This is a genomic window from Streptococcus sanguinis SK1 = NCTC 7863, from assembly GCF_000194945.1.
In the GTDB taxonomy this organism is placed as follows: Bacteria; Bacillota; Bacilli; order Lactobacillales; family Streptococcaceae; genus Streptococcus; species Streptococcus sanguinis.
Genome location: NZ_GL878511.1, coordinates 315,290 through 335,215, shown reverse-complemented (window position 1 = coordinate 335,215; position 19,926 = coordinate 315,290). Strand labels below are relative to the sequence as shown.

22 protein-coding genes and 1 tRNA gene are annotated in these 19,926 nt (G+C 44.8%); 21 read left to right on the top strand and 2 right to left on the bottom strand.

What is annotated here, in order from left to right; translation table 11 throughout:
* Positions 1 to 52: 52 nt before the first annotated feature.
* The 16 genes from HMPREF9378_RS0111005 (at position 53) to HMPREF9378_RS00365 (ending at position 14,406) form a co-directional block, all read left to right on the top strand.
* Complete coding sequence (locus HMPREF9378_RS0111005; RefSeq protein ID WP_032910658.1) at positions 53 to 340, top strand: DUF4651 domain-containing protein; 288 nt, start codon at positions 53 to 55, stop codon at positions 338 to 340.
* Positions 337 to 672, top strand: coding sequence for a thioredoxin family protein (locus tag HMPREF9378_RS00300; RefSeq protein ID WP_002901680.1), 336 nt, complete (start codon positions 337 to 339; stop codon positions 670 to 672). The genes HMPREF9378_RS0111005 and HMPREF9378_RS00300 overlap by 4 nt, the downstream gene beginning before the upstream one ends.
* Entirely contained in the window at positions 669 to 1,295 is a 627-nt protein-coding gene (gene ytpR / locus HMPREF9378_RS00305; protein ID WP_002901679.1) for a YtpR family tRNA-binding protein, read from the top strand. Before HMPREF9378_RS00300 ends, ytpR begins: the two co-directional genes overlap by 4 nt.
* A gap of 441 nt (positions 1,296 to 1,736) precedes the next feature.
* The gene (locus HMPREF9378_RS0111000; RefSeq protein ID WP_002896737.1) at positions 1,737 to 2,132 is read left to right on the top strand and encodes a single-stranded DNA-binding protein; all 396 of its coding nucleotides are present in this window, start codon (positions 1,737 to 1,739) and stop codon (positions 2,130 to 2,132) included.
* A gap of 279 nt (positions 2,133 to 2,411) precedes the next feature.
* Positions 2,412 to 3,398, top strand: a complete 987-nt coding sequence (locus HMPREF9378_RS00310; RefSeq protein ID WP_002901675.1) for a substrate-binding domain-containing protein — start codon at positions 2,412 to 2,414, stop codon at positions 3,396 to 3,398.
* Positions 3,398 to 4,711, top strand: a complete 1,314-nt coding sequence (locus HMPREF9378_RS00315) for a sensor histidine kinase (RefSeq protein ID WP_002901674.1) — start codon at positions 3,398 to 3,400, stop codon at positions 4,709 to 4,711. Before HMPREF9378_RS00310 ends, HMPREF9378_RS00315 begins: the two co-directional genes overlap by 1 nt.
* Positions 4,704 to 5,387, top strand: a complete 684-nt coding sequence (locus tag HMPREF9378_RS00320) for a response regulator transcription factor (protein WP_002896732.1) — start codon at positions 4,704 to 4,706, stop codon at positions 5,385 to 5,387. Before HMPREF9378_RS00315 ends, HMPREF9378_RS00320 begins: the two co-directional genes overlap by 8 nt.
* A complete protein-coding gene (locus HMPREF9378_RS00325; RefSeq protein WP_002901673.1) occupies positions 5,384 to 6,667 on the top strand; it encodes an ABC transporter substrate-binding protein in 1,284 nt (427 codons plus the stop codon). The genes HMPREF9378_RS00320 and HMPREF9378_RS00325 overlap by 4 nt, the downstream gene beginning before the upstream one ends.
* 219 nt (positions 6,668 to 6,886) lie before the next feature.
* Positions 6,887 to 7,324, top strand: coding sequence for a PTS sugar transporter subunit IIA (locus HMPREF9378_RS00330; protein WP_002901672.1), 438 nt, complete (start codon positions 6,887 to 6,889; stop codon positions 7,322 to 7,324).
* Positions 7,325 to 7,366: 42 nt separating this feature from the next.
* Positions 7,367 to 7,861 carry a PTS system mannose/fructose/N-acetylgalactosamine-transporter subunit IIB gene (locus HMPREF9378_RS00335; protein ID WP_002896729.1) on the top strand — a complete coding sequence of 165 codons (495 nt, stop codon included), beginning with the start codon at positions 7,367 to 7,369 and terminating at the stop codon, positions 7,859 to 7,861.
* Positions 7,862 to 7,888: 27 nt separating this feature from the next.
* Positions 7,889 to 8,734, top strand: a complete 846-nt coding sequence (locus tag HMPREF9378_RS00340) for a PTS mannose/fructose/sorbose/N-acetylgalactosamine transporter subunit IIC (RefSeq protein WP_002896728.1) — start codon at positions 7,889 to 7,891, stop codon at positions 8,732 to 8,734.
* On the top strand, positions 8,718 to 9,572 hold the full coding sequence (locus HMPREF9378_RS00345; RefSeq protein WP_002896727.1) for a PTS system mannose/fructose/sorbose family transporter subunit IID: 855 nt from the start codon (positions 8,718 to 8,720) through the stop codon (positions 9,570 to 9,572). The genes HMPREF9378_RS00340 and HMPREF9378_RS00345 overlap by 17 nt, the downstream gene beginning before the upstream one ends.
* 94 nt (positions 9,573 to 9,666) lie before the next feature.
* The gene (locus HMPREF9378_RS00350) at positions 9,667 to 9,957 is read left to right on the top strand and encodes a hypothetical protein (RefSeq protein WP_002914474.1); all 291 of its coding nucleotides are present in this window, start codon (positions 9,667 to 9,669) and stop codon (positions 9,955 to 9,957) included.
* A 203-nt stretch (positions 9,958 to 10,160) separates the two neighbouring features.
* A complete protein-coding gene (gene groES / locus HMPREF9378_RS00355; RefSeq protein WP_002914473.1) occupies positions 10,161 to 10,442 on the top strand; it encodes a co-chaperone GroES in 282 nt (93 codons plus the stop codon).
* 23 nt (positions 10,443 to 10,465) lie between these two features.
* Complete coding sequence (gene groL, locus HMPREF9378_RS00360; RefSeq protein WP_002914472.1) at positions 10,466 to 12,088, top strand: chaperonin GroEL; 1,623 nt, start codon at positions 10,466 to 10,468, stop codon at positions 12,086 to 12,088.
* A gap of 464 nt (positions 12,089 to 12,552) precedes the next feature.
* A complete protein-coding gene (locus tag HMPREF9378_RS00365; protein WP_080555553.1) occupies positions 12,553 to 14,406 on the top strand; it encodes a Cna B-type domain-containing protein in 1,854 nt (617 codons plus the stop codon).
* 549 nt (positions 14,407 to 14,955) lie between these two features.
* Here the strand turns inward: HMPREF9378_RS00365 and HMPREF9378_RS00370 are convergent.
* Positions 14,956 to 15,028, bottom strand: a tRNA-Lys gene (locus tag HMPREF9378_RS00370).
* Between the two features lie 265 nt (positions 15,029 to 15,293).
* Entirely contained in the window at positions 15,294 to 16,562 is a 1,269-nt protein-coding gene (locus tag HMPREF9378_RS00375; protein WP_002914470.1) for a replication-associated recombination protein A, read from the bottom strand.
* 87 nt (positions 16,563 to 16,649) lie between these two features.
* Between HMPREF9378_RS00375 and HMPREF9378_RS00380 the strand changes: the two genes are divergently transcribed.
* From HMPREF9378_RS00380 to HMPREF9378_RS00400, 5 genes are all read left to right on the top strand, one after another.
* Positions 16,650 to 17,120 carry a DUF3013 family protein gene (locus HMPREF9378_RS00380; RefSeq protein ID WP_002903459.1) on the top strand — a complete coding sequence of 157 codons (471 nt, stop codon included), beginning with the start codon at positions 16,650 to 16,652 and terminating at the stop codon, positions 17,118 to 17,120.
* Between the two features lie 9 nt (positions 17,121 to 17,129).
* Entirely contained in the window at positions 17,130 to 17,582 is a 453-nt protein-coding gene (locus HMPREF9378_RS00385; protein WP_002914469.1) for an NUDIX hydrolase, read from the top strand.
* Complete coding sequence (locus tag HMPREF9378_RS00390; RefSeq protein WP_002914468.1) at positions 17,579 to 18,049, top strand: GNAT family N-acetyltransferase; 471 nt, start codon at positions 17,579 to 17,581, stop codon at positions 18,047 to 18,049. The genes HMPREF9378_RS00385 and HMPREF9378_RS00390 overlap by 4 nt, the downstream gene beginning before the upstream one ends.
* Before the next feature lie 142 nt (positions 18,050 to 18,191).
* Positions 18,192 to 19,145, top strand: coding sequence for a 50S ribosomal protein L11 methyltransferase (prmA, locus tag HMPREF9378_RS00395; protein WP_032908271.1), 954 nt, complete (start codon positions 18,192 to 18,194; stop codon positions 19,143 to 19,145).
* Complete coding sequence (locus tag HMPREF9378_RS00400) at positions 19,146 to 19,898, top strand: 16S rRNA (uracil(1498)-N(3))-methyltransferase (RefSeq protein ID WP_002898556.1); 753 nt, start codon at positions 19,146 to 19,148, stop codon at positions 19,896 to 19,898.
* Positions 19,899 to 19,926: the final 28 nt, after the last annotated feature.

Here is a 19,926-nt window from a genome sequence, read left to right as displayed (position 1 = left end):
AAATCTGGAATATTGTTTGTCGCCTCTGCTCTTTTGTGTTAAAATATTCTACATGAAAGCTAAAAAAATCATTTTAACCACAACCGCCCTTTTGGGGGCTGGAGCGCTGGCTTTCGGGGCAGCCAAAGTCGTACAGGAACAGAAAAGACTGCGTAATCGGGAGGAAATCGTCGAGCTTGTGCGAGATTTCTTTTCCAGTCAGGGTAGTATTTCCTGTCTCTATGTCAAGCTCTACGAGTCCACAGATGACCGCTTGGTTGGCGGTCTGGTCTTAGAGGATGACCGTCATTTTGCTTTTGTCTATGAAAATGGTCAGCTAAGCTACGAGGAAGAAGTATGATTGTTCCTATAAATATAGAGGAATTGGCTTCTTATGTCAATGATGGGGAGAAGACTGTCTTCTTTTTCACGGCTGACTGGTGCGGAGATTGCCGATTTATCAAACCTTTTCTGCCAGAGATAGAAGCGGAAAATCCTGACTATCGCTTTATCCAAGTGGACCGTGATGCCTATTTGGATCTGGCCAAAGAGTGGGACGTATACGGGATTCCCAGCTTAGTAGTGCTGGAAAAGGGACAGGAGATTGGCCGTCTGGTCAATCGTGACCGCAAGACCAAGGGTCAAATCAATGAATTTTTAGCTAGTATAAGAGAAAAAGGGAGCGTAAAATGATTTTTACCTATAATAAAGAATATGTCGGTGACGTGCTGATGATTATTGCTGCGGACAATCAAGGAGCTAAACTGGCGGCTGAGCGCAAGGGACGGGTAGCGCGTGTTTACCGTGAAGACAATGACCAGACTGTAGCTTGGAATATTTTTGAGCAGTCTGACCTTTTTGAAATTGCAGAGCGCGGACAGGTCTTTTTGACAGATGAGCAAGTGGCCATTCTCAATCAGGAGTTGAGCAAGGCAGGCTTCCCAGCGGACTTGGTTAATGACAGCCAACCGAAGTTTGTGGTTGGAGAAATCGTTGATATGGTAGCTCATCCAGATAGTGACCACCTGAATATCTGCCAAGTGCAGGTAGCTGCTGATAAGACTGTTCAAATCGTGGCCGGTGCTCCTAATGCCAAAGTCGGCCTCAAAACGATTGTAGCTCTGCCGGGTGCCATGATGCCTAAAGGAAATTTGATTTTTCCGGGAGAACTTCGAGGAGAAAAGAGTTTTGGTATGATGTGCAGCCCACGGGAACTTCAGTTACCTAATGCGCCTCAAAAACGCGGCATTATTGAATTAGCCGATAGTGAACTAGTTGGAACTGCCTTTGACCCAGCCAAACATTGGCAGGGATAAGGGAGAGGATTCAACATCATAAAAAGCTCAGAAATGGGCGAGGTATCCTACAGCAGCCGAGATATAAAATAGAGCGAAACGATTTGTAGGGTCGTTTCGCTTTATTTTTTGTGGCAATAAATTTAGCGTTATAAATCTATCTCATGCTAATGGTAGAGAAAATAAATAATTAACAGATGAAAAATCAATCTAACACAATGATGAGTATAATGAATCTGCTTCTTACTCATTTTTCTGTCATGGAAAAACCTCCGAACCACAGAGAAATCAGGATAAAAAGAATATTTTTCACAGGCGAATGTTTAATGGTCATCGGAGCCTCCGTTGTACAAATCTAGTAGAAAAGGGGCAGAAACTGCAACTTTCCTTTTTATCTTTACTATACCACATTTTTTTCACTTTTTGCCTCCTTTTACGAATGATAAGTTAGGAGGATATAAAATGTATAATAAAGTAATTGTAATCGGCCGGCTGACGGCTACACCTGAACTGCACAAGACTGCGAATGAAAAATCTGTGGCCCGCGCAACGGTCGCGGTTAATCGCCGTTATAAATCTCAGAGCGGTGAGCGTGAGGCGGATTTTGTAAATGTGGTTGTCTGGGGGCGTCTAGCTGAGACTTTAGCTAGCTATGCGAGTAAGGGCAGCTTGATTTCTCTAGATGGTGAGTTGCGGACTCGTCGCTATGAAAAGGAGGGGGCGACTCATTATGTGACAGAGGTGCTCTGTCATAGCTTCCAGCTCCTAGAAAGTCGGGCTCAGCGCGCTCTGCGTGAAAATAACAGCGGAGCTGATTTGGCAGATTTAGTATTGGAAGAAGAGGAACTTCCCTTTTAAGCAAGAAGCAAAGACTGGGAAATGACCTTGCTCCCAAAAATCATCATTCAGTTTTGCAGGATGCAAGATCTGTTTGACTGAATTCTATTTCTCTTAAGCTTTTAAAAGTTAAATTATGATTGTCGAGGTGGGACTAAGAATCAAAAATCATGGATTTTTTAGATTCTGTCTCGCCTTTTTTATTATAGCCATTTCTGGAAAGATTTTGCTTTTTGGCGGCTTTGTAATATAATAATCCTATATGTTTCATAAAGGCGCTTACGGCATAGGGGGTGAAAAATGGTATCAGCTAAGGTCAAAAAACGGATACAGCATTATCAGAAGAAAGCTCTCTGGCCGCTTTTTATTCTGCTTATCTTGGGTTTGCTTTTTGTTTATTTCAAGGGCGTTTTGCCAGATGAGAAGCAGGTCAAGATTGGGGTGACTTACATGACCATGAACAATGACTTTTACAAGACCTTAAATGCGGAGCTGGAGAAGAAAACCAACCAGCAGGGCAGCAGGCTCTACGTTCGGGATCCTGAGCTGGATGAGGGCAAGCAGAGCCAGCAGATTGACTTTTTTGTCCGAGAAAAGGTTGATGTCATTGTCATCAATCCGGTAAAAAGCAATAGTCCAAGTATTATTTCCTCTCTTCAAAAGGCCAAGAAAGCTGGGATTAAAATTATCGTAGTGGATGCGCCTATCAGTCAGGATGTAAAAGTGGATACGACCATTGTGTCTGATAACTACCAAGCAGGCGTCCTGATTGCCCAGGACATGATGAAGCGTCGGCCTTCTGCCAATATTCTCCTTCTAGAGCACCGCAATGCCGTCTCTGCCATGGACCGGATTCAGGGATTTATTGATACGATTGAAAAACGGCCTAGCTACAGGATTATTTCCCAGAAAGAAACACTGGGCCAGACTGAGGAAACCATGCCGCAGGTCAAAGGGGCTCTAGACGAAGGTTTAGACTTTAATGTAGTTATGGCGCTCAATGATCGAGCAGCTATCGGGGCCTTGGCTGCTATTAAAAATCAAGGTCTTGATAAGAAAATCTCAATCTATGGCGTGGATGGTTCACCAGATATCAAAAACTTTCTGGCTACGACTAGCGATATAGAGGGAACCGTGGCCCAATCGCCCATTCAGATGGGGCGCAAGGTGGCGCAGGTAATTGAGCTGATGCAGGAGGGGAAATCCTACGACAGCCAATACCTGATTCCCGTTCACTTAGTCAACAGGGATAATATCAGTCAATACACAGTTACAGGGTGGCAATAATGAGACCTCAAAAAAGTATATTTTACAGCAAAATAGCCTTGATGGTCATCAATCTGGTTGCCATTGTCTATAATGCGTCCATCTATCTCTTTGCGACCAACTATGTAGCAGCTAAGGGCTTCAGTCACTCGCTTTTGGAGCGTTTGGATGCTATTCCGGGCTCTCCCAGCTTGATTTTCTGGGTATCAATTAGCCTCTATGCCTGTCTGCTTTTGGTCATGTACTACCGGGAGCGCCACCCCAATCAGCTGTCCGTCTATGACAAAGCGACTATTATTGAAATCCTGCTCATGCTGGTCATCTTTTCCGTCCTGCATTCGTCCTACAATGGCTTGATTCTCTTGGTGTTTGCGGATATTTTCTATGGCTCTAAGGAGTTCAATTCTTCCAAGGACAAGAAGTACTGGTTTTCTTTCATTATTTTGAGCTTTAGCATGCTGCTCTTGTCCAACTATGACCTTATGTCGCTCTTTATCAAGCTGCCTTCTTTAGATACCTATATTCGGTTTTACCCAGAGTCCGTCCGGCTGTTACTGCTTTTTGGTAAGAACTTCCTCTATTCCCTCAATATCGTCGTCTTTATGATTTCCTTGCTCTTCTACATCCTGTCAGCCATTACGGAGCGTCATCGGATTGAGGAAGAGCTGCGCATGGCTTCTCAGGCTAATCGCGAGTTGAACTCTTATCTGGCTTTGTCTGAGAAAATAGCAGAAGATCGAGAGCGGAAGCGGATTGCCAGAGAAATTCACGATACATTGGGCCATGCCCTAACGGGAATTTCAGCAGGTATTGATGCGGTCAAGGTCTTGGTTGATATTGATACCAATCGGGCTAAGGAGCAGCTCAATAATGTCTCTGTCGTCGTTCGAGATGGTATCCGTGATGTCCGCGGCTCGCTCAATAAGATGCGACCGGGAGCTCTGGAAAATAACACTTTGAAGGAAGCTCTGATTAAGATTATCCGTGAGTATGAAGCCATCTCCAATTTGGAGATTCATCTCCGCTACGAATGGGATAATATTGACTTGGATATTGCCAAGGAAGACATTGTGTTTCGGGTGATTCAGGAGTCTATTACCAACTCTGTCCGCCATGGGCATGCCAAGACTATCTGGATTGAGTTGCTGGAGGAAGAGTCTTATGTAATGACCATTCAGGATGATGGTATTGGCTTTGATGAACTCCACTATGGCTATGGCCTCAAGCAGATGCAGGAGCGCCTAATGATTATTGGCGGAAGCGTCCGCTTTGAAAATCGGGACGGTTTCTACACGCATATCGAAATCCCAAAAATAGGAGGAAGACATGATTAAGGTTTTAATAGCAGACGATCAGGCCTTGATTCGCGAGTCTCTGCAAATCATCCTGTCTGCCCACGCAGATATTGAGGTGGTCGGGACAGTCGGAGACGGAAAGGAAGTGCTGGAAAAGCTTCATCGGGTACGCCCAGATGTGATTTTGATGGATATTCGCATGCCAGTCATGGACGGTGTTCTCTGTACCAAGGCTGTCAAGGAGCAATATCCGGATGTTAAGATTATCATTCTGACGACCTTTGATGACGATGAATTTATCTTCTCCGCTCTCAAATACGGTGCGTCTGGTTATATTCTCAAAGGGGTTTCGACAGAAGAGCTTCACGAAGCCATTCAGACAGTCTATCGAGGCGGAGCTATGATCAATCCCAATATTGCCACCAAGGTCTTCAAAATCTTTTCACAGATGGCCCAGTCCAACTTTGCTATCACAGTGACGGAGGAAAACATAGAGGACATGAGCCGGACGGAGTGGAAGATCATCCAGCAGATTGGCTTTGGGATTTCTAATAAAGAAATTGCTGCCAAGCTCTTTCTGTCAGAAGGGACAGTCAGAAATTACCTGTCAGGCATCCTAGCCAAGCTCAACTTGCGCGACAGAACCCAGCTGGCTATCTGGGCTGTGCAGACCGGAGTCACCCAGAGAGATTTTAGTAAGGAAAGCGACAAATGAAGTGGAGATTGAGACATTTGGCCCTGCTGGTTGTCCTGATCATATCTGTTGCTCTGGCTTTTGTCTTTTGGGCTTCAGCTCAGGAAAAAGTCCTGCGTATCGGCGTCTATGCTGGCTCCAGCTGGGATGTACCTAACAGCCGCGAAAACAAGGTCTTGGACAGCCTGATTAAAAAATTTGAAAAGACGCATCCTCATGTCAAGGTCGTCTACGAAAGCGGTATTCCCAAGGATGATTACGCTGACTGGCTGGCAGAGCAAGTCTTGAAAGGCGAGCAACCGGATCTCTTTATGGTACCAGAAAACGATTTTAGCATGTTGGCTTCGACAGGTGCGCTTAAATCCTTGGATACCCTCTTAAGGGATGATGAGCGAAAGGCCTTTTATCCGGTGGCTTATGAAGCTGGGCAATATCAGGGAGTCAGCTATGCTCTTCCAGTCGAGAGCAATCCCATCATGATGTGTGTCAATAAAGACTTGCTCGAAAAAGAAGGAATTAGCATTCCTGAGTCAGGCTGGACTTTGGATGATTTCTATGAGATTTGCAAGAAAGTAACCAAGGATACCAATGGCGATGGTGTGGTGGATCAGTACGGTATTACGGATTACACTTGGCAGCAGGCTCTAGTAGCTTACGGCGGTCATCTTACCGATAAATCCGGTATCAATGTAGACAGCTCAGAGATGCACCAAGCCTTGGCCTTTATGAGCAAGCTAGACATGCTCAGCCAGCATTATAAGGTGACTTCTAATGATTTTGATGAGGGGCGGGTGGCCTTCTACCCCATGAGTCTGGCCCAGTATCGGACCTACAAGCCCTACCCATACCATGTTGCCAAGTATTCTAGCTTTTCTTGGACTTGTATCCCGATGCCAACAGCCAATAGCCAGGTGATGGGAACACAGGTCAAGACCTCGCTTTTTGCTATGTCTTCCAATACCAAGCAAGAGAAGCTAGCTTGGGAATTTATGCTCTTGCTGTCACAGGATAAAGAAAGTCAGCAGGCCTTGTTTGAAAAATCGCAGGGGACCTCAGTCTTACCATCTGTGGTGAAAAGTCAACAGGCTAGAGAAATCTTACAAGCTGATGATTTTGGCTTGGATTCCTTGACTTCTGAGAGGCTAGACCACATGATGAATCGCTCCATCATTGACATCAGTCTGGAAGTAGACCATCATACGATGGACCGGATGGACTATCTGATTCAAAATGCTATGCAGAATCAAGAGATTGACAGTGCCCTACCGAGCATTCAAAGAGAAATAGAAAGCGGAAAATAATCTGCTTTCTTTTTTATTGCCAATTAAATCAGAAAAAGCACAGCTGACTAGACCAATATGACAAATGTCATATTTTTCCTAACAAATGTCATCTGGGCAAAGTGACATTTGACAATATGAAACCGGTTCCATATTCTGTACAATAAAATCATCAATAAATCCTTCGTCATCTAAAGCCTGACTTGGCTAAGAAATCGAAGGATAAAGGAGGCAGGAAAGATGAAATACCTTGTACTGGTCAGCCATGGGGGACTGGCTGCAGGCGTGCAGAGTTCCTTGAAGATGTTCGCCGGAGACAAGACGGATCAGGTGATTGCGGTCGGTCTTCAGGAAGGCAAGTCAGTTGATGATTTTGCAGTTGATTTTACTCAGGCCTTGTCTGGCTTAAGCGCTGATGACAGTGTCTTAGTTCTGGCTGATATTGTAGGAGGAAGTCCTCTGACGACAGCAGCTAGCGTCTTATCTGACATGGGCAAGCTCGACTCAGCAGTTATCTTGGGCGGTTTGAACCTGACCATGGGACTGACTGGCTTGGTTATGAAAGACATCTTGGATGGAAAAGAGCTGGCTCAGGCTATCCTTTCTGAGGCCACAGCTGCTTTGCAGGAATTTGAAGTCGTAAGCGATGCAGCTGACGAAGATGAAGACGACATTTAGTGCTTCCGCATACATTATAAAAGATAAAAGGAGATTTTAAAGATGACAGTATCATTTGTACGGATTGACGACCGCATGATCCACGGTCAAACAGTCACTCGCTGGGCTAAGGAATACCCTTGTGATGGCTTGATTGCAGTTAATAATGCAGCCGCAGGAAACAAGGTTTTGATTCAGGCCTACAAGGGAGCTTCTGACAAGAAGACTTTTGTTTGGACCAAGGAAGCCTTCAAGGAAAAATCAGGCAAGGTCACAGAGTCAGACAGCCGTTATTTCCTCATTACGAAAAATCCTGTAGACATGAAGGAAATCCTAGTGGACCAAGGTTTTGTACCTGGGGATGTTAAGGAAATCATCGTAGGTCCTGCTAATGACCGTCCGGGAGCTGTTAAGCTGGGCAACAACCAGTCCATCACCCAGGAAGAAGCAGAAGCGATTGAGGCGATCGAAAAAGCAGGCTACAAAGTCAAATTCCAGCTCTTGCCTGATGTTTCCATCGGTTACTGGAGCGATTTCAAGTCTAAATTTGGTTTTTAATTACAATAATGAAAAGGAGAGTCTATTATGACAATTTCTTGGCTGCAAGCCGCTTTACTGGGTCTTTTTGCTAGTTTAGCTTCTATGCCTGGTATGGGTGGTTCTAGTATTGGTAACTACACTCTGGGACGTCCACTGGTCGGAGGTTTGATTAGTGGGTTGATTCTTGGAGATTTAAAAACAGGGATTATGGTTGGGGTAGCCCTTCAGGTCCTCTATATCGCTCTGGTAACACCAGGTGGTACAGTTTCCGCTGACGTGCGGGCGATCTCTTACATTGGGATTCCTCTCGCAATCTTGTTTGTTCACTCTAAAGGAATCACGTCTGAATCTGCTATCGCTGCAGCAGCTGCACCAATCGGAGCAGCAGTTGGTACTATCGGTACAGTTCTCTTCTATGGAACAGCTACTACAAACTTGCTTTGGCAACATATTGGTTGGAAAGCTGTTGAAAAAGGCGAATTCAAAAAGCTTTACGCTGTTGACTGGGTCTATCCTTGGATTTCCCACTTTGTCTTCTCTTTCCTTCCAACCATGATCATCACGAAGTTTGGTCCGAATATGGTTGAACTGATGAAAACCCACCTGCCAATGGATGGCTTCATCATGAAATCCCTCTTTACAGTCGGAGCTCTTCTCCCATGTGTCGGTATTGCCATTCTCTTGAAACAAATCGTTACCAAGGCTGCTGACTTTATCCCATTCTTTGTGGGCTTCACCTTGGCTAAGTCACTTGGTCTTAATTTGGTTGCCAGTGCAGTTGTTTCATTGATTTTTGCAGTAATTTACTATGAATTGGAAGTAATCAAATCAGCTCGAGTAACCGCGCCGGCTGGTGGAGCTGATTTTGATGACGATGAGGAGGATATCTAAGATGGCTGAAAGAAAGAAAATAACTAAAAAGACTTTAGCGAAATCATTCCACCATTGGTACTATGGTCATTTGACTTGCTTCTCTCAAGAGCACATGCAGACTTTCGGCTACTTGACCTCTATGCTGCCAATCGTGGAAGAACTCTACAAAGACAAAGCTGAGCAGAAAGAAGCTATGCAGACCTATACAGCTTTCTTCAACACAGAACCTCAGCTTGGAGCTTTGGTAGTGGGGATTACAGCTGGTTTGGAAGAAGCGCGTGCCAATGGTGACGCTGTTGACGGCGAAACTATCAATGGTATGCGTGCCGGTCTCATGGGACCTATCGCAGGTATCGGTGACTCTTTGGTTGTTGGAACTTTGATTCCAGTTCTGCTGGGGATTGCCCTTGGACTCTCTAAAGGTGGAAATCCTATCGGCGCTCTCTTCTACATCCTTGTCTGGAATGTTCTCATCTATGGCGGTATGCGCTTTGCCTACTTCAAAGGCTATGAATTAGGGGACAAGGCGGTAGAATTCCTTGTAGGACCTAAAGGACAGGCGCTTCGTAAGGCAATCAGTGTCATTGGCGGTATGGTTATCGGGGCAGTTGCTGCAACTTGGGTATCTGTAACGACTTCATTAGAGCTGAAAAATGCTGATGGCGAAGCTTTCCTGAAGTTGCAAGAAAAGATTGATGGTGTTTATCCAGGTCTCTTAACAGCTGGCTTTATCACCCTTTGTTGGTGGCTGATGGCCAAGAAAAAAGTATCACCAAACCTCGTTATGCTCCTCTTGGTTGTCATTGCTTTGATTGGTGTAGCGCTTGGCATCTTTGACCCTCAACTTAAATACTAATTCTCGCTCAATTTTAGGCTGGCAGTAAGTCCGATTTGCAGCTAGTCTAATACAAATTTGTTTGAGCAGAGTAAAAGAAAGAACGGAGAAGATCATGACAGAACAAGAATTGATTCAAGGCTATGAAACAGAAATTCACTACCAGAAGCATATGATTGAAAATCTAGGACGCTGGTTCAGTCTCTTCTTTGCCATTGCCAGCATCGGTCTTGTTCTGATTTATCTCTTTCATGAGACCAATCTCCTAGCACTGATTGCAGGAATCGTTTTATCTCTACTAGGGATCTTAGCCATGCTCGTATTTGGCTATGGCATCTATAGAGGGCGCCTAAATCTGCAAAAAGTGATTGATGATTTTGAAGCAAAACTAAAACTTGCAAGATAGACATTCCCCCTAAAGACAAGTCTGAGAGGATTTTAGCTCGGACTTGTTTTTTTGAGTTTAGGACCAAGCGAAGAAAAAATAAAATTTTTCTTTCATCTAGCCGGTTTTTTTCTTGACTATTTCTGACCAAGTGATAAAATAATAACTATAGATTAGCACTCGATAGTTTAGAGTGCTAAAAATTCAATCTTTGGAGGAAAACTATGTTAAAACCATTAGGAGACCGTGTGGTCTTAAAAGTAGAAGAAAAAGAGCAGAAAGTTGGCGGATTTGTCATTGCAGGCAACGGCCAAGCAGCGACTAAGACAGCTGAAGTTGTCGCAGTCGGTCAAGGTATTCGTACTTTGAACGGTGAGCTGGTATCCCTGAGTGTCAAGGAAGGAGAGAAGGTTCTCGTAGAAAATCACGCAGGCGTGGAAGTCAAGGACGGAGATGAAGCTTATCTCTTAGTCAGTGAAGCCAATATTCTAGCAGTTGTCGAGTAAGATTAGAAGAGAGGAATAATAAAATGGCAAAAGATATTAAATTTTCAGCAGATGCAAGAAGCAGTATGGTTCGTGGAGTTGACATCTTGGCAAATACTGTCAAGGTGACTTTGGGTCCTAAAGGCCGCAATGTCGTTTTGGAAAAATCATTTGGCTCACCCCTCATCACCAATGACGGTGTAACCATTGCCAAGGAAATCGAACTGGAAGACCATTTTGAAAACATGGGCGCTAAGCTGGTGTCAGAAGTTGCTTCAAAGACCAACGATATCGCTGGTGACGGAACAACAACAGCAACTGTTTTGACACAGGCTATCGTCCGCGAAGGGATTAAAAATGTTACAGCTGGTGCTAATCCAATTGGTATCCGCCGCGGGATTGAAGCAGCCGTTGCGACAGCAGTTGAAGCCCTAAAATCTAACTCAGTGCCAGTTTCTAACAAGGAAGCTATTGCTCAGGTTGCTGCCGTTTCTTCTCGCAGCGAGAAAGTCGGCGAGTACATCTCTGAAGCTATGGAAAAAGTTGGCAATGACGGCGTTATTACCATTGAAGAGTCCAAAGGGATGGAAACTGAGCTGGATGTAGTTGAGGGAATGCAGTTTGACCGTGGCTACTTGTCTCAGTATATGGTAACCGACAATGAAAAAATGGTAGCCGAACTGGACAATCCTTACATCTTGATTACTGACAAGAAAATTTCTAACATTCAAGAGATTCTGCCATTATTGGAAAACATCTTGAAAACCAATCGTCCGCTCTTGATTGTTGCAGATGATGTGGACGGTGAAGCTCTGCCAACGCTGGTTCTTAACAAGATTCGCGGAACCTTTAATGTCGTAGCTGTTAAGGCACCAGGCTTTGGCGATCGTCGTAAGGCTATGTTGGAAGACATCGCTATTTTGACAGGCGGTACAGTGATTACAGATGACCTTGGTCTAGAGCTCAAAGACGCTACGATTGAAGCGCTTGGACAAGCTTCTAAAGTCACTGTTGATAAGGACAGCACTGTGATTGTAGAAGGTTCAGGCAATCCTGAAGCCATTGCTAACCGTGTGGCAGTTATTAAGTCACAGATTGAAAGCAGCACTTCTGAGTTTGACCGTGAAAAACTGCAAGAACGTCTGGCTAAATTGTCTGGTGGTGTAGCTGTGATTAAGGTTGGAGCTGCAACTGAAACAGAACTCAAAGAAATGAAACTCCGCATCGAAGATGCCCTTAACGCAACCCGTGCAGCGGTAGAAGAAGGAATTGTATCAGGTGGTGGTACGGCCTATATCAACGTACTGGACGCTGTTGCAGGTCTTGAGTTGGCAGGGGATGAAGGGACTGGACGTAACATCGTTCTCCGCGCCTTGGAAGAGCCTGTTCGTCAAATCGCTCTGAATGCAGGCTTTGAAGGTTCAATCGTCATTGACCGTCTGAAAAACTCTGAAGTTGGTACAGGCTTTAATGCCGCGACTGGCGAATGGGTTAACATGATTGAGGCTGGAATCATTGATCCAGTTAAGGTGACCCGTTCAGCCTTGCAAAATGCCGCTTCTGTTGCCAGTCTTATCTTGACAACCGAAGCAGTAGTAGCTAATCAACCAGAACCAGCAAGCCCGGCCCCAGCTATGGATCCAGGCATGATGGGCGGTATGATGTAGAAAATAACGGGATTATATATTCGTATAAATTAGATATAATCTTTGTCTTATATTTATCAATTAGAAAACTGAGCAGATTTGTTCAGTTTTTTTACTGTGACTAGTTATGTAACAAGCATTAATAATTATGCTTGTTTTTAAAAACAAATTTATATATATGAATATTTATGGTCATATAATTCATATTTGTTCATTTATTATGTGACAAAATATTACATTTTTGTTTCAAGAAAATACAAGGAGATGACGGAGGAAATGGTTTTCAATTCTTATATGACAAGGTTTTTGGAGAAATAAACTGGTTTACACATTGTCTACAAAAGCTGAACTGGTAAAGGTAAATAGTTGACTTATAGTCAATCGTATGCTAGTCTAATATATGTAGTATATTGGAAATGTAAAAGAATTTTAATATTTTTACATGTTCAATAAAAAGGAAAAAAGGAAAAATGGAGGGATTATTTGTGAAAAGAATATCTCATACTATTGCGCGCTTTTTCTCAGTAGCCTTTGTGCTCCTCTTTAGCCTGTTTTCTAGCAGTCAATCTGCCAGAGCTAACACGGTAGACGATGTTATCACCTCAGTAAATGTTTACAATCAAAAGGGTGAAGAATTGACTGATGGCCTCTCCCCTTGGGAAAAATTCCAAATTGACGCAAACTTTGCCTTTAATTATGGCAAGGTTCAGCCAGGAGATACTACGACCATTGGACTTCCTGCTGAATTTGCCTTGGAGGGAGCTGATTTTGAAGTCAAAGATGATGACGGCAATCTCGTAGCGACAGCTGTTGTTGATGCAAGCTCTAAACAGCTTACACTGACTTATACAGACTATGTCCTGACTCGCTCTCATATTGAAGGAAAAGTTCATCTTTTAGCTCGCGTTGATCATACAGTAGCTAGAGATAAAGGCTCTATTCCTCTGAAACTTATCGTTGGCAAGAAGATTGTTGAATATGGGGAAATTGACTACAAAGGTCTTCCTGGCCAAGCAACTCCTTATACTTTCATAAAATACGGCTGGAATAATGCGGATAATATCAAGAGCATTACTTACAGCCTGAATATCAACCAACAAAATCAAGAATTGGATAATGTTGTTATTTCAGATACTCTGGGCTTTAATACCGGAGAAATTGATCTCAATAGCTTCCAAATTCTTGAAGGCTCATGGGTTGTTGACCCGGCTGATAACTCTTACCGACTAAGCCAGCAGCGCGAGGATGTGACAGCAAATTATACGATTAATCTTGCTGCTGACAAGCGTTCCTTTACCATTAACATGGGGCATATCGGTGCCAACGAAGGCTTCTATGTTCGCTATCGTGTTAACTTCCCTACAGTTCCGACTGATGGAACACTCTTCCCGAACGAAGCAATCATGCGAGCAGATAATATTGAAGAGCAAAAATCTTCGGTTGCTGTCCGCTACCAACGTGCAAACGGCTATGCACATGGGGATGTCTACGGTGTGCAGGTGACTAAAAAAGACGAAGCTGGTAAAGCCTTGGCAGGTGCTGAATTCACATTGTACGATGAAGATGGTGTGACAATTGTTCAAAAAGCAACTAGTGATGCTAACGGGATTGCTTCTTTCAGCAACTTGATTAAGGAGCATTATCTGATTAAGGAAACCAAGGCACCAGAAGGTTACCAACTGTCAGATGAAGAGATTCAGGTTAATGCCGCTCAGCTCAAAAATTATGGTTCTGGTATTATTTACAAAGACTTTACCAACCGTAAGGCATTGATTACCGCTTCAGGTACCAAGACTTGGAATGATGACAATGATAAAGATGGCAAACGTCCAGACAAGATTACCGTTCGTCTCTATGCAAATGGCACTGAAGTTGCTCATAAAGAAGTTGGTCCGAATGATAAGGGTGAGTGGAAGTATGAGTTCACTGACTTGCCAGCGACTGGTGAAGATGGAAAAGATATTGTCTACTCAGTTACTGAAGACCGTGTTTATGGTTATACAGCTACTGTTGATGGTATGAACATTACCAATACACCAGTTCCAGGAGTTCCGCAACCGCCGAAACCTAGCTCGGACAATAGCTCTAAGAGCAGCAGTAGTAGTTCTAGCTCTAGCTCAAGTAGCAGTAGCACGACTTCTAGCTCAAGCAGCACTACAGGAAGCACTGTTGTGATCATCGAATCAGACAATGGTACTGGCGGAGGAAATGCCTCTAATGTTGGAACCAAGAAAGTTCTCCCTAAAGCGGGTGAGAATGCTAGCTGGATCATGATTGCTGCTGGAGTAGCTCTAGTAGGCTTGGTAGGCTTCATTGTCTTCCGTGCTAAGAAGAAATAAATTTCATCTCTGTTCCTTTGAGGGACAGAGATTTTTTACTCCAAACCCGGATTAGCAGTGGTCGCTTTTTAGAAAGAAGAAATAAGAATGTTTTTTACAATCAGTCACTATCTTGTATCCTTTTGTTAATCAAGACTGTGATGTTCCGTAATATAGTTGTTTTAAAATAAAAAGCAACTAAGATGTTTCCTAGAACAAATTAGTTGCTCAGAACTACGGGGAAGACCGCTTTGATGTGCAAGCGTGAGGTACATCAAAACTTGATATATATAATCTTTCTTAATTCCTAAACCAAAAAAATTATAAGACATCCTTAGGAATATGCTCGGTGTGTAACCATCTTTGTCAAGTTTTCGTCAAACTTATTTTACTTCAGTCTTCTCTCGTAGTTTTTGTTATGCAATGCCCCCTCCTTTCTTGTGCCTAAAGGAAGGGGATTTTTCGTGTGGAAAATCTACTTTGAATTTAAGGAGATGATTGAGCTGAAAAAAGCGAAATTAAATAAGCAAAAAAAGCCTTGATTTCAAGGCTTTTTTGCTGTTGTTTAGATGCCCCCTGCAGGGATCGAACCTGCGACCCACGGATTAAGAGTCCGCTGCTCTGCCAGCTGAGCTAAGGAGGCAATAGAAAAAGCTGTATTGGTGCCGGACCTTCACGATTTGTATTGAACCCGCGCAATTAAGCAGGTGGGCAACTCGCTCTAACTGAAGCTGCTTCCGCGTGACACGGCTTGCATGCTGTTAGAAGTCTTTTGTTTCCCTAATAATACAAAAAATAGTCGGTCAACACTTAAGTGTGAAGTCGTACACCACAGCGTTTCTATAATTATAATACCATAATTTTTGAAAAATTCAAGAGAAAAATGTGATTTTTTGCAAACGATGTCATCATTTTTTTAAGTCATCAATCTTATCCTTAGTCATCCCAAGGGCTCGCTCGTATTTGCCATTCTCGTTAGGGATGAAATAATTGGCATCTTTAATCTTGTCAGGCAGATAGTCCTGCTTGACCCAATTGCCAGGATAGGAGTGAGGGTAGAGATAGTCCTGAGCATTACCCAATTCCTTGCTGCCGGCATAGTGGCCGTCTCGTAAGTGGCGGGGAATGGGGAGGTTTCCATTCTTTCTTAGGTCAGCCAAGGCCTTGTCCATGGCTAGATAGGCTGAGTTGGACTTGGGCGAAAGTGCAAGGTCAATAACAATATTGGCAATAAGGATACGGGCTTCAGGAAAGCCAATCCGCTGAGCTGCCTCCAGAGCTGTAACGGTATGAACTTGAGCGTCTGGATTTGCCAAGCCAATATCTTCGTAAGCGATAACGGTCAAACGTCGAGCTAGGCTAGGCAGGTCTCCTGCCTCAATGAGGCGTGCTGCGTAGTGGAGACTGGCATTGACATCGGAGCCACGGATAGACTTCTGTAGGGCAGAGAGGACATCGTAATGGCCATCCCCGTCCTTATCCATGGTGATATAGCTCTTTTGCAGGCTGTTTTCCATGACATCAAGTGTAATATGGCGGATGTCCTTGTCATCTTCTGGGGTAGAGAGTACGGCTAGGTCCAGCGAGTTATAGGCGGAGCGCAGGTCTCCGTTGGTAGAGATGGCGATGAAATCCAGAGCATCATCGTCTAGCTCCACTGAAAAATCAAATCCTCGTTCCTTATCCTTCAAGGCTAGCTGAATGGCTGTCCGGATGTCGTCGTTGCTGAGGGGCTCTAGCTCAAATATCTGAACCCGACTTCGGATAGCAGGAGTGACAGAAAAGAAAGGATTTTCTGTCGTCGCTCCAATCATGATGACTAGACCGCTTTCTAATAGCGGTAGAAGAAAGTCTTGCTTGGTCTTGTCCAAACGGTGAATCTCGTCAAGTAGGAGCACCAGTCCGCCGGAAAATTTAGCTTCCTCGGCGATTTCCTGCAGGCGCTTCTTACTATCTACGGTGGCGTTAAAGGTCCGAAAGGCGAATTTGGTTGTGCCGGCAATAGCCGAGGCGATAGAGGTCTTGCCGATGCCGGGTGGTCCGTAGAGGATCATCGAGGACAGGCGGTTAGCTTCAACCATGCGACGGATGATTTTTCCAGGTCCGACCAGATGCTGCTGGCCGATGATCTGATCAATGTCAGTAGGCCGCATGCGCAGGGCTAGGTTTTCTGGCATAAGATTTCCTTTCTGCAAGTGTTTTTCTTGGCTTTTTGTGTTACTATTGTAGATAGTAATATTTTATCACAATGAAAAGAGGAAATCATGGCTAAGTACGGTTTTTTGGAGATATTGGACGAGGAAATGGGGAAGAGCTTTCCTTTTGACTATGAGATAAACTGGGACAAGAAGAATCACGCGGTGGAAGTAGCCTTTCTCCTTGAGGTGCAAAATTCAGGCGGGATTGAGACGGTTGATGCTGAGGGCAATGCTTCGGCTGAGGATATTTACTTTGAGGAAGCCGTGCTTTTCTACAATCCGGCCAAGTCTCGTTTTGAGGCCGAGGACTATCTGGCTGCCCTGCCCTATGAGCCTAAGAAGGGCCTGTCACGGGAGTTTCTAGCTTATTTCGTGGATTTCCTAACCCAAACGGCTGAGTCTGGTCTCGATGCACTCATGGACTTTTTAGCAGATCCAGAGGCAGCAGAGTTTGAGATGGCTTGGAATGCAGAGGCTTTTGAAAATGGCAGAGCTGAGTTGATTGAGACGGATTTTTATCCTTATCCGAGGTATTAGGAGGCGCTGATGGCGGATGCAGAAGGACTAGATTTGCTGCACAAACAGATGGAATTTTCAGGCTGCAAGATTGCCTTGCTCTGTGATGATAAGCTACTGACTATCTTGCGAGACGATATTTCAACCATTCCTTGGCCCAATATGTGGGAGCTGCCGGGCGGTGGCCGAGAGGACGAGGAGACACCTTTTGAATGCGTCCAACGAGAGGTTTTTGAAGAGCTTGGTTTGAAGCTTGAAGAAGCGGATATTCTCTGGGCCAAGGAATATCAAGGAATGCTTGATCCAGACGAAACTTCTATTTTTATGGTGGGAACCATCACTCAGGAAGATTTTGCCAGTATCGTCTTTGGTGATGAGGGCCAGGCTTATCAGATGATGGATGTGAGCCAGTTTTTAGCAGCTGCCAAGGTTATTCCGCAGCTGCAGAGCAGGTTGAGAGATTATTTGGAGGTGCAAGCATGATTCATATTGAGCGGGCAGGAGCTGAGGATTTGGAAACCATTATTGCCATTCAGCGAGCGAGTTTTAAGGCTGTTTATGAGAAATATCAGGATCAATACGACCCCTATCTGGAGGAGAAAGAGCGGATTCGCTGGAAGCTGGTTGAGCGGCCCAATAGTTTTTATTATTTTGTCAAAGACGACGAGAAGATTCTGGGCTTTATTCGCTTGAATACAAATGACGAACAGACAGCAGGCTGGATTGGAACCGTAGCGATTTTGCCAGAGTACCAGAATAAAGGATATGGTTCTGAAGGCCTTGGTCTGATTGAGGAGAAATTCTCCACCGTTATCAGATGGGATTTGTGTACGGTTTTCCAAGACAAAGGTATGGTAGCTTTTTATGAGAAAAACGGCTATCATCAGACCCATACGGAGCCCGAAAAAGAGGGCATGGATATGCTTTACATGACGAAGACAATGAAATAAACAAAGAAAGGATTGTTCAGTTAAATTTCTAAACTGAACACACCCTAAACACTGTGCAAAAAGATAAGGTTCTCTTAGACGCAAGCGTCATTAGAGAATTTCCTATTTTGGCTTTGTGTTTTACGGGCTTGGTATCTTAATGATGGACAATTGGCAGGAATTAACGATTGAAGTGAAGCGTGAGGCGGAGGAAGCAGCCTCGAATATTCTGATTGAGCTGGGCAGTCAGGGCGTGGCTATCGATGACAGCGCAGATTATCTGGGGCAGGTTGACCAGTATGGTGAGCTTTTTCCAGAAGTGGAGCAGAGCGATCGGGTCAAGATTACCGGCTACTACCCGGATTCGGTGGATATAGAGGCTGTTGCGGCCCAGGCCAATGAGCGTCTGGCTGAGCTGGATGGCTTCGGATTGGAGACGGGAGATATTCAGCTGACTCGGCAGGAACTGGCTGAGGAAGATTGGGCGGACAACTGGAAGAAGTACTTTGAGCCGGCTCGGATCACCCACGACTTGACTATTGTGCCGTCCTGGACGGAGTATGAAGCGACAGCTGTTGAGAAGATTATCAAGCTAGATCCTGGCATGGCTTTTGGTACGGGCACTCACCCGACGACCAAGATGAGCCTCTTTGCGCTGGAGCAGGTCTTGCGAGGCGGAGAAACAGTGTTGGATGTAGGCACAGGCAGCGGCGTCCTCTCCATTGCTAGCTCTCTCTTAGGCGCTAAGGACATCTATGCCTATGATTTAGACGAGGTGGCGGTGCGCGTGGCCCAGGAGAATATTGAGCTCAATCCTGGTATGGAGAACATTCATGTGGCGCCGGGGGATCTTCTCCGAGGCGTAGAAATTGAGGCGGATGTCATTGTTGCCAACATTTTGGCCGATATTCTCATCCATCTGACAGAGGATGCCTACCGTCTGGTCAAGGATGAGGGCTATCTGATTATGAGTGGGATTATTTCTGAGAAGTGGGAAATGGTGCGCGAGTCAGCAGAAACGGCAGGATTTTTCTTGGAAACGCATATGATTCAGGGCGAATGGAATGCCTGTGTCTTTAAGAAAACGCAGGACATTTCAGGTGTGATAGGTGGTTAGATGCAGCAGTATTTTATAAAAGGAAATCCTCAGTCTCCTCTGGTGGTCACAGACAAGGATACGGCCAAACACATGTTTTCGGTCATGCGGCTCAAAGAGGGCGACCAAGTCACACTGGTCTTTGATGATGGCGTGAAACGGCTGGCTCGGGTATTGGACCCCAACCAGCAGAGCTTGGAAATCGTGGAGGAGCTAGCGGACAATACCGAGCTGCCGGTTCAAGTGACCATTGCTTCGGGTTTTCCCAAAGGCGATAAGTTGGAATTTATCACTCAAAAGGCAACGGAGCTAGGAGCCAGTGCTATCTGGGCCTTTCCAGCTGACTGGTCGGTGGCCAAGTGGGATGGTAAAAAGCTAGGCAAAAAGAGTGAAAAACTAGAGAAAATTGCTCAGGGAGCAGCAGAGCAGAGCAAGCGCAATCTGATTCCTGAGGTTCGGCTCTTTGATAAAAAGGCAGCCTTTCTGGCGGTCTTGGCAGACTTTGACCGCATCATCGTGGCCTATGAAGAATCGGCAAAAGAAGGAGAATCTGCAGCTCTATTCCGGGCTCTGTCGGGCTTGGAAGCTGGCGCAAAAGTTCTCTTTATCTTCGGACCGGAGGGCGGTCTCTCACCAGATGAAATAGACGCCTTTGGCCAAGCAGGGGCTGTCTCCGCTGGTCTAGGTCCACGTATCTTGCGAGCTGAAACAGCTCCGCTTTATGCCTTGACCGCAGTCAGTGTTTTGTTGGAATTGAGCAAGGACAGTCTTTAAAAAGCAAAATCAGCAGCCAAAATAGCTG

Coding starts and splice junctions, on each gene's coding strand:
- HMPREF9378_RS00350 (WP_002914474.1), top strand. CDS start 9,667: ATGACAGAACAAGAATTGATTCAAGGCTATGAAACAGAAATTCACTAC.
- HMPREF9378_RS00375 (WP_002914470.1), bottom strand. CDS start 16,562: ATGCCAGAAAACCTAGCCCTGCGCATGCGGCCTACTGACATTGATCAG.
- HMPREF9378_RS00315 (WP_002901674.1), top strand. CDS start 3,398: ATGAGACCTCAAAAAAGTATATTTTACAGCAAAATAGCCTTGATGGTC.
- HMPREF9378_RS00400 (WP_002898556.1), top strand. CDS start 19,146: ATGCAGCAGTATTTTATAAAAGGAAATCCTCAGTCTCCTCTGGTGGTC.
- groES (WP_002914473.1), top strand. CDS start 10,161: ATGTTAAAACCATTAGGAGACCGTGTGGTCTTAAAAGTAGAAGAAAAA.
- HMPREF9378_RS00390 (WP_002914468.1), top strand. CDS start 17,579: ATGATTCATATTGAGCGGGCAGGAGCTGAGGATTTGGAAACCATTATT.
- ytpR (WP_002901679.1), top strand. CDS start 669: ATGATTTTTACCTATAATAAAGAATATGTCGGTGACGTGCTGATGATT.
- HMPREF9378_RS0111005 (WP_032910658.1), top strand. CDS start 53: ATGAAAGCTAAAAAAATCATTTTAACCACAACCGCCCTTTTGGGGGCT.
- groL (WP_002914472.1), top strand. CDS start 10,466: ATGGCAAAAGATATTAAATTTTCAGCAGATGCAAGAAGCAGTATGGTT.
- HMPREF9378_RS00385 (WP_002914469.1), top strand. CDS start 17,130: ATGGCGGATGCAGAAGGACTAGATTTGCTGCACAAACAGATGGAATTT.
- HMPREF9378_RS0111000 (WP_002896737.1), top strand. CDS start 1,737: ATGTATAATAAAGTAATTGTAATCGGCCGGCTGACGGCTACACCTGAA.
- HMPREF9378_RS00330 (WP_002901672.1), top strand. CDS start 6,887: ATGAAATACCTTGTACTGGTCAGCCATGGGGGACTGGCTGCAGGCGTG.
- HMPREF9378_RS00300 (WP_002901680.1), top strand. CDS start 337: ATGATTGTTCCTATAAATATAGAGGAATTGGCTTCTTATGTCAATGAT.
- HMPREF9378_RS00320 (WP_002896732.1), top strand. CDS start 4,704: ATGATTAAGGTTTTAATAGCAGACGATCAGGCCTTGATTCGCGAGTCT.
- prmA (WP_032908271.1), top strand. CDS start 18,192: ATGGACAATTGGCAGGAATTAACGATTGAAGTGAAGCGTGAGGCGGAG.
- HMPREF9378_RS00345 (WP_002896727.1), top strand. CDS start 8,718: ATGAGGAGGATATCTAAGATGGCTGAAAGAAAGAAAATAACTAAAAAG.
- HMPREF9378_RS00340 (WP_002896728.1), top strand. CDS start 7,889: ATGACAATTTCTTGGCTGCAAGCCGCTTTACTGGGTCTTTTTGCTAGT.
- HMPREF9378_RS00380 (WP_002903459.1), top strand. CDS start 16,650: ATGGCTAAGTACGGTTTTTTGGAGATATTGGACGAGGAAATGGGGAAG.
- HMPREF9378_RS00335 (WP_002896729.1), top strand. CDS start 7,367: ATGACAGTATCATTTGTACGGATTGACGACCGCATGATCCACGGTCAA.
- HMPREF9378_RS00325 (WP_002901673.1), top strand. CDS start 5,384: ATGAAGTGGAGATTGAGACATTTGGCCCTGCTGGTTGTCCTGATCATA.
- HMPREF9378_RS00310 (WP_002901675.1), top strand. CDS start 2,412: ATGGTATCAGCTAAGGTCAAAAAACGGATACAGCATTATCAGAAGAAA.